8 protein-coding genes and 1 rRNA gene are annotated in these 7,120 nt (G+C 37.2%); 1 reads left to right on the forward strand and 8 read right to left on the reverse strand.

What is annotated here, in order from left to right; genetic code table 11:
- Positions 1–77: 77 nt before the first annotated feature.
- The 6 genes from hscB to trmJ all read right to left on the reverse strand — a co-directional run bounded on the left by hscB (position 78) and on the right by trmJ (position 3,902).
- Positions 78–599, reverse strand: a complete 522-nt coding sequence (hscB, locus tag Q0O89_RS09970; protein WP_293731550.1) for a Fe-S protein assembly co-chaperone HscB — start codon at positions 597–599, stop codon at positions 78–80.
- Between the two features lie 6 nt (positions 600–605).
- Positions 606–974 carry an iron-sulfur cluster assembly protein IscA gene (gene iscA / locus Q0O89_RS09975; protein WP_293731551.1) on the reverse strand — a complete coding sequence of 123 codons (369 nt, stop codon included), beginning with the start codon at positions 972–974 and terminating at the stop codon, positions 606–608.
- Between the two features lie 2 nt (positions 975–976).
- Positions 977–1,360 (reverse strand): Fe-S cluster assembly scaffold IscU, encoded by a 384-nt coding sequence (gene iscU / locus Q0O89_RS09980; RefSeq protein ID WP_293731552.1) that lies wholly within the window; start codon positions 1,358–1,360, stop codon positions 977–979.
- Between the two features lie 66 nt (positions 1,361–1,426).
- Positions 1,427–2,641 carry an IscS subfamily cysteine desulfurase gene (locus tag Q0O89_RS09985; RefSeq protein ID WP_293731553.1) on the reverse strand — a complete coding sequence of 405 codons (1,215 nt, stop codon included), beginning with the start codon at positions 2,639–2,641 and terminating at the stop codon, positions 1,427–1,429.
- A gap of 9 nt (positions 2,642–2,650) precedes the next feature.
- Positions 2,651–3,112, reverse strand: a complete 462-nt coding sequence (gene iscR / locus Q0O89_RS09990; RefSeq protein ID WP_293731554.1) for a Fe-S cluster assembly transcriptional regulator IscR — start codon at positions 3,110–3,112, stop codon at positions 2,651–2,653.
- A gap of 73 nt (positions 3,113–3,185) precedes the next feature.
- Positions 3,186–3,902 (reverse strand): tRNA (cytosine(32)/uridine(32)-2'-O)-methyltransferase TrmJ, encoded by a 717-nt coding sequence (gene trmJ / locus Q0O89_RS09995; protein ID WP_293731555.1) that lies wholly within the window; start codon positions 3,900–3,902, stop codon positions 3,186–3,188.
- A gap of 174 nt (positions 3,903–4,076) precedes the next feature.
- On the opposite strand from trmJ, the gene suhB reads away from it, so the two are divergent.
- A complete protein-coding gene (gene suhB / locus Q0O89_RS10000; RefSeq protein ID WP_293731556.1) occupies positions 4,077–4,868 on the forward strand; it encodes an inositol-1-monophosphatase in 792 nt (263 codons plus the stop codon).
- A 42-nt stretch (positions 4,869–4,910) separates the two neighbouring features.
- Here suhB and Q0O89_RS10005 read toward each other — a convergent pair whose 3' ends face one another.
- Complete coding sequence (locus Q0O89_RS10005) at positions 4,911–6,770, reverse strand: ATP-binding protein (protein ID WP_293731557.1); 1,860 nt, start codon at positions 6,768–6,770, stop codon at positions 4,911–4,913.
- Positions 6,771–6,892: 122 nt separating this feature from the next.
- Positions 6,893–7,008: ribosomal RNA gene (rrf, locus tag Q0O89_RS10010) — 5S ribosomal RNA — on the reverse strand.
- Between the last annotated feature and the right edge of the window lie 112 nt (positions 7,009–7,120).

A 7,120-nucleotide genomic window follows, 5' to 3' on the forward strand; every position in this document is an offset into this window, starting at 1 on the left:
TTGTTTGTTTGTTTGTTTGTTTGTTTGTTTGTTTGTTTGTTTGTTTGTTTGTTTGCATACATTGTCTGTTAACTTACTTATAAAGAAAAGAATTTTTCTTCTAGCTGAGAAATATTTTCTGTGAGTTTTCGAATAAAGCGTAATTTATCTGCTATCTCTGCTGCCTCTTGCCAATTTTGCACAGAAAGTGCGGTAGAAATTTCGCTTAAAAATTGCTGTTCAGTCTTTTCTACTTCCGTGGAAAAATCCATTAATTGTACTTCATCTTTTGCATTTTCAATTTCTTCCAAACGCTCACGCCATTCCATTTGTTGCATAAGAAATGCCGTATCATGGTGCTGTTTTTGCTCCAACGCTTGCTGCGTTCCTGTGTGAATAGCAATAATCACATCCGCACGACTAATGGGATCTTTAAGGGTTTGTAAAGCGTCATTAATTTCAGCAGACTTTTGCATTGCTAAACGCTGTTCTTGTGGTGAACAATGGGCAAAATTATCGGGGTGAAGGGATTTTTGCAATGATAAATAACGACTTGAAAGCAAGTCGTTATTTATTTGGAAATCCACGGGGAGATCAAAAAGAGTAAAAGGATTGTTCATTTTCAATTACACACTAAAGCTTTCGCCACAACCACATTGATCTTTTACATTCGGGTTGGTAAATTTAAATCCTTCATTTAACCCTTCTTTCACAAAATCAAGCTGTGTGCCGTTAAGATAGACTAAACTTTTGGTGTCCACGATCACTTTGACACCATCTTGTTCAAAAACATTGTCATCAGCATTTAATTCATCAACAAACTCAAGAACATAAGCCAACCCGGAACAACCTGATGTTTTTATCCCTAAACGTAGGCCAATACCTTTGCCTCGGCTATCTAAACATTTTTTTACATGCGCTGCCGCACTTGAGCTCATGCTAATGGAATACGAACTTTCGTTTTCTGTTTCTTGTGAATTAAGTTGTTCTGCCATGATTATTGACCTTGTTTCGCTTTATAGTCTGCGATAGCTGCTTTAATGGCATCTTCAGCCAAGATTGAGCAATGCACTTTTACGGGTGGTAATTCAAGTTCCTCGGCAATTTGGCTATTTTTAATGGCACCGGCTTCATCTAAAGACTTCCCTTTCACCCACTCGGTAATTAAAGAGCTTGATGCAATGGCAGAACCACAACCATAAGTCTTAAATTTAGCATCTTCAATAATACCTTCTTCATTAACTTTAATTTGTAGCTGCATGACATCACCACAAGCAGGTGCGCCCACCATTCCAGTTCCTACATCTGCGGCTTTTTTATCCATCGCCCCTACATTACGTGGGTTTTCATAGTGATCTAAAAGTTTTTCGCTATATGCCATTTTTACTTTCCTTTAAATTTAGATGAGAGAAGAAAATCCCTCATTTTATTCGTATTGCTATCCTAATTAATGTGCCGTCCACTCAATCGTATTCAGATCGATGCCTTCTTTGTACATATCCCAAAGTGGTGATAAATCTCTTAATTTTTGCACCGCACTTTTCATCAAACTGATCGTATAATCAATTTCTTCTTCCGTTGTATAACGCCCTAAACTAAAACGAATAGAGCTATGCGCTAATTCATCATTTAAACCCAACGCACGTAAGACATAAGACGGCTCAAGGCTTGCAGAAGTACAGGCTGACCCCGATGAAACAGCGATATCACGTAATGCCATCATCAAACTTTCACCCTCAACATAGTTAAAGCTGATGTTTAAATTATTGTCTAAACGATACGCCATCGAACCGTTTACATAGGTTTCTTCAATATCTTTTAAGCCATTATACAAACGATCACGCAATGCTTTCAGACGTGGCATTTCTGTTGCCATTTCTTCTTTACAAATACGATAAGCTTCGCCCATGCCCACAATTTGATGCACAGGCAATGTACCTGAACGCATACCACGTTCATGACCACCACCATGAATAATCGCTTCCAAACGAATGCGTGGTTTGCGGCGAACATATAATGCCCCAATACCTTTCGGTCCATACAGTTTATGGCTTGACATAGATAATAAATCTACAGGTAATTCAGCAAGGTTAATTTCAACTTTACCAACACTTTGTGTTGCATCGGTGTGGAAAATAACTTTATTGGCACGACAAATTTCACCAATGGTTTTAATGTCTTGAATTACGCCGATTTCATTATTCGCGTGCATAATAGACACTAAAATCGTATCAGGGCGAATCGCTGCTTTAAATTCTTCAATATCAATTAAACCATCTGATTTTGGTGAGAGATAAGTCACTTCAAAGCCTTCACGCTCTAATTGACGGCAAGTATCCAACACAGCTTTGTGTTCTGTTTTACAGGTAATAATGTGCTTGCCTTTGGTTTGATAAAAATGTGCCGCACCTTTGATCGCCAGGTTATCTGCTTCCGTCGCACCTGATGTAAAGACAATTTCACGACTATCCGCGCCAATTAAATCCGCAATCTGGTTACGAGCAATATCAACCGCTTCTTCCGCTTGCCAACCAAATTTATGCGAACGTGATGCAGGGTTACCAAAAGTACCATCGATAGTCAAAAATTCCATCATTTTTTTCGCTACACGTTCATCTACCGGGCAAGTTGCCGCATAATCTAAATAAATTGGTAATTTCATTTTATTCTCTTAACTATTTACAACTAATAAATCTTCAAAGTCTTTGTGTCCGTGATGCTCCTTACGAACCTTATGTTTACTCACCAGCTCGGCTAAAGTAATTTCATCCAAGAAGCTTTCGATACGGTGACTTAAATCTTCCCATAAGTGGTGGGTTAAACATTCTTGTCCATTTTGACAGTTTCCATGTCCTAAACAACGCGTTACTGCAATTTTTTCATTCACCGCATTGACAACCATGCCAATAGAAATCTTATCTGCTCCCTGTCCTAAACAATATCCACCACCCGGACCACGTACACTTTTCACTAATCCATGACGACGTAATTTAGCAAATAATTGCTCTAAATAAGACAGCGAAATATTCTGGCGTTCAGAAATTTCGGCTAATGTCACAGGTCCATCCGAACCAAATAAAGCAATATCTAAAATAGCGGTCACAGCATAACGACCTTTTGAAGTTAGCTTCATTATACTTTCCTTTTAAAAATCTAATGTAAATAGTTTACATAACCCATCAATTTAATCAACTATATTTCCGAGTTTATTTTAAGGTTTTTTCTACTGCACTGAGCATACCACGTAAAATATTTAACTCATTTTTCTCCAATTGAGAACGTTGATAAAGCCGTCTCAACTTTTGCATAACACCTTGATTATGAATAAATTTCAACTTTGTATAAAGTTGCTCAGTGTGCTGATAAAAATATTCTAATTCCTGTGCTGTTGCTAATGTATCGACATTATCTATTGTTGAAACAGGTAAATTTTGTTGATGTAAAAATGCCATTCTGAGTTCATAACAAACTAATTGCACCGCCATTGCTAAATTCAACGAAGAATAATCCGGGTTAGCAGGAATAGTAAGATGATAATGACATTTTAATAATTCTTCATTCGTTAATCCCACACGTTCACACCCAAAAACAAGGGCAATTTGACCGCACTTTGCCGCCTGAATGACCTTTTCACCACATTCCCTTGGCTCAATGAGTGTATTTTGTAAATGCCGTAAACGCGCACTTGTGCCTATGACTAAAGAACAATCGGCAACCGCATCATCAAAGTGCGGTACAATTTTCGCATTTTTCACCACATCATCTGCTCCAGCAGATAAGGCAATTGCTTGCTCATCAATGGCTTGCTTGGGATTAACTAAATATAAATTTTCCAACCCCATGGTTTTCATCGCTCTCGCTGCTGAACCGATATTGCCAGAGTGAGAGGTTTCTATCAGCACAATTCTGATGTTATTTAGCATGCTATTCAGATATTGAGTAAATTTTGTGGGTATTTTACCACAATACCCATAAAAGTCAGTCGGATTCTGCATTTTTTCAGTAGAAATTTATAGCAAAAATCACTATAATACGCCCGATTTATGCGTAGGCTCAGCCTACATCGTTCTTTTCACAATTTATCTAATGGACACATTATGAACCCAATGTTAAATATCGCTATTCGCGCAGCGCGTAAAGCAGGCAACATCATTGCTAAGAGCTATGAGCATCTTGATAGTATTCAAACATCATCAAAAGGTAACCATGATTTTGTTACCAATGTAGACAAAGCTGCAGAATCGGCAATCATTGAAACGATTCGCGCGTCTTATCCTGACCACACCATCATTACCGAAGAAAGCGGCGCGTTAGAGGGCAAAGATAAAGATACACAGTGGGTAATTGATCCATTAGATGGCACCACAAACTTTATCAAAGGTTTTCCACATTTTTCTGTTTCTATCGCTATTCGTGTCAAAGGTCGTACTGAAGTCGGTGTAGTTTACGATCCAATTAAAAACGAACTCTTTACTGCTGTTCGTGGACAAGGGGCAAAATTAAATGAACTTCGCTTGCGTGTTACTGAAAAACGCGATTTGCAAGGTTGCATTGTCGCAACAGGTTTTCCATTCAAACAACCAAAATTGATGCCATCACAATTTTCCATGATGACACCTATTGCTGAAAGTGCCGCGGATTTCCGCCGTACGGGTTCAGCTGCTTTAGATTTATGTTATGTTGCGGCCGGACGTGTTGATGCTTATTTTGAAATGGGATTAAAAGCGTGGGATATTGCAGCAGGCGAATTTATCGCGCGTGAAGCGGGGGCATTGGCTTGTGATTTCAATGGGGGTCATAGCTTTTTAAAAGAGGGGCATATTGTTGTCGCCACACCGCGTGTTGTTAAAGAAATATTGACAAAAATCCAACCGCACTTTAATTCATAAAAAAATATTGGTAAGGATGAATAAGTCCTTACCAATCATTCTCTATGATATTTTCAATTTATCTAACCTTTCTAACCAGTTTTTTAAAGCCATAACACTAGGTGCATAAGTTTTATTCAGCTCAGAAATCCAATCACTTACTTGACATTCCCAGTCCTCTAAATTTTCTTGTTGAATGAGAGAAGCAAGCTCCTGGAGTTTTTTAAGCCCTAAACTTGCCGCTGCCCCCTTAAGTTTATGTGCTCTAGAAATGAAATCTTCTTTAGAAATTTTATTCTCTATATAAGCTTGATATTCTTGGCACAGTTTTAATCCATTATCATAGAACTCAGTTTGAAACAGAGATAAATTATTTAAAAATACATCCGTAGAAATAAAATCAATTAATTCACGAACAAATTTATCATCAATAAGCTCGGGGGCTTGAAGTTGCGCTGTATCAAGTTCAAAAGGGGTTGAGCTCGTATTGAGATCATCAGTAAAATATTTTCCTAAACAATGTGTTAATGCAGTGATATCTAAAGGTTTTGTCAATACATCATCCATGCCTTGAACCAAATAGTCTGTTTTATTTTGCATCACATTAGCTGTTAACGCGATTAAGGGAGGTAAATAGTCATAAATCCCATCCTCATATTTTTTCCTAAAATATTGTGCTATCGCAAATCCGGTCATATCAGGAAGTTGAATATCTAAAAACACTAAATCATAGTTCTTACTCTCAAATTTCGCTATTGCCTCTTTTCCATTCATGGCAACATCGACATTAAAACCGAGTTTTTCTAATACTGACTTAGCAACAATAATATTCAGCTCGATATCTTCAACAAGCAAAATTGATAAATCGGGAGCAATTGGTGCTAATACCATTTTATTCACCGGGTCTTGCACTTCTTCAGCATAAATCGTTAATTTAAATGTTGAACCAACTTCTAATTGACTAGCCACGGTTAAATCACCATTCATAAGGTGTGCTATCGTTTTAGATATAGCCAGTCCAATACCACTACCAGCGGGTTTATGCTGATTCTTTTCCACTTGATAATACATGGTGAAAATATTATCTATATCAGCTTCAGGGATCCCCTGCCCTGAATCAATCACTGAAAATTGATATTGGTTTACACCGCTTCGTTGAATATCTAAAATAATATTTCCTTGATTAGTAAATTTGATCGCATTGCTAAGCAGATTCCATAACACTTGACTTAGGCGTGTTCCATCTAACATCAGAAAACGAGGTAAATCTTGACCGCACTTTAAACTAAAATGAAGTTTTTTTTGCATTGCCATAAATTGGCCAATATTTGTGATATTATCAATTAATGCGTAAAAATCCGTTTCCTGTTGATAAAGCTCTATACGATTAGCATCAATTTTCTCTAAATCAATAATATCATTAAATATATGTCCTAATGATACCGCGCTAAAACTAATTGTCTGTAGATAATTACGTTGTTCATCGGTAAGATTTGTATCTAATAAAATACGACTTAATCCCACAATACCATTAAGTGGTGTTCGTAATTCATGACTAATAGTTGCTAATAATGTCGTTTTATCTTGATTTGCTTGCGCTAAACGATGCTCAGCTAATATGCGCTCTTGCACTTCTTGCCGAAGTTTTGTGACTGATTTTGAAAGACTCAAACGTGAAAGTTCTAATTTTTCGACAAGCAAGGTAAAGAAATAAATAACAAAAGGTGCAGAAATTAGACCGAAAGAAATAGAATAAATCAAACTTTGCCAGTGAATTTCACCAACAAAAATAAAACTTAAAAGAATATGCGTACAAAGAGCTAAAGTCGCTAGAACAACAAAACCTAATAGAGAAAATCGCCATCGCCCTAATTTAATCACCCAATCTATATATTTTTGTGCAAAATAACGAATATTTTTCATCTCATCTACCTATAAATTCATTTTACTTATGTTCAATAATTTTATCTGATCTTGAACAGTATAGCTAATAACAAAAAACAAAACCCCGAGCCTATCTCTAGACTCGGGGTTCTTTATCTCTTACTTGGCGGTGACCTACTCTCACATGGGGACACCCCACACTACCATCGGCGTTACGGCGTTTCACTTCTGAGTTCGGCATGGGGTCAGGTGGGACCACCGCACTATCGCCGCCAAGATAATTCGTTGATGATTCTTACCTTAACTTTTTCGATTTTCTTATTATTCTTCAAAATTCGAAACAAGCTGCTCTGATTAATCTCTTTCTCTGTCTACTTTAGTTAGTTTTT

The organism is uncultured Actinobacillus sp., assembly GCF_945915845.1.
In the GTDB taxonomy this organism is placed as follows: domain Bacteria; phylum Pseudomonadota; class Gammaproteobacteria; order Enterobacterales; family Pasteurellaceae; genus Exercitatus.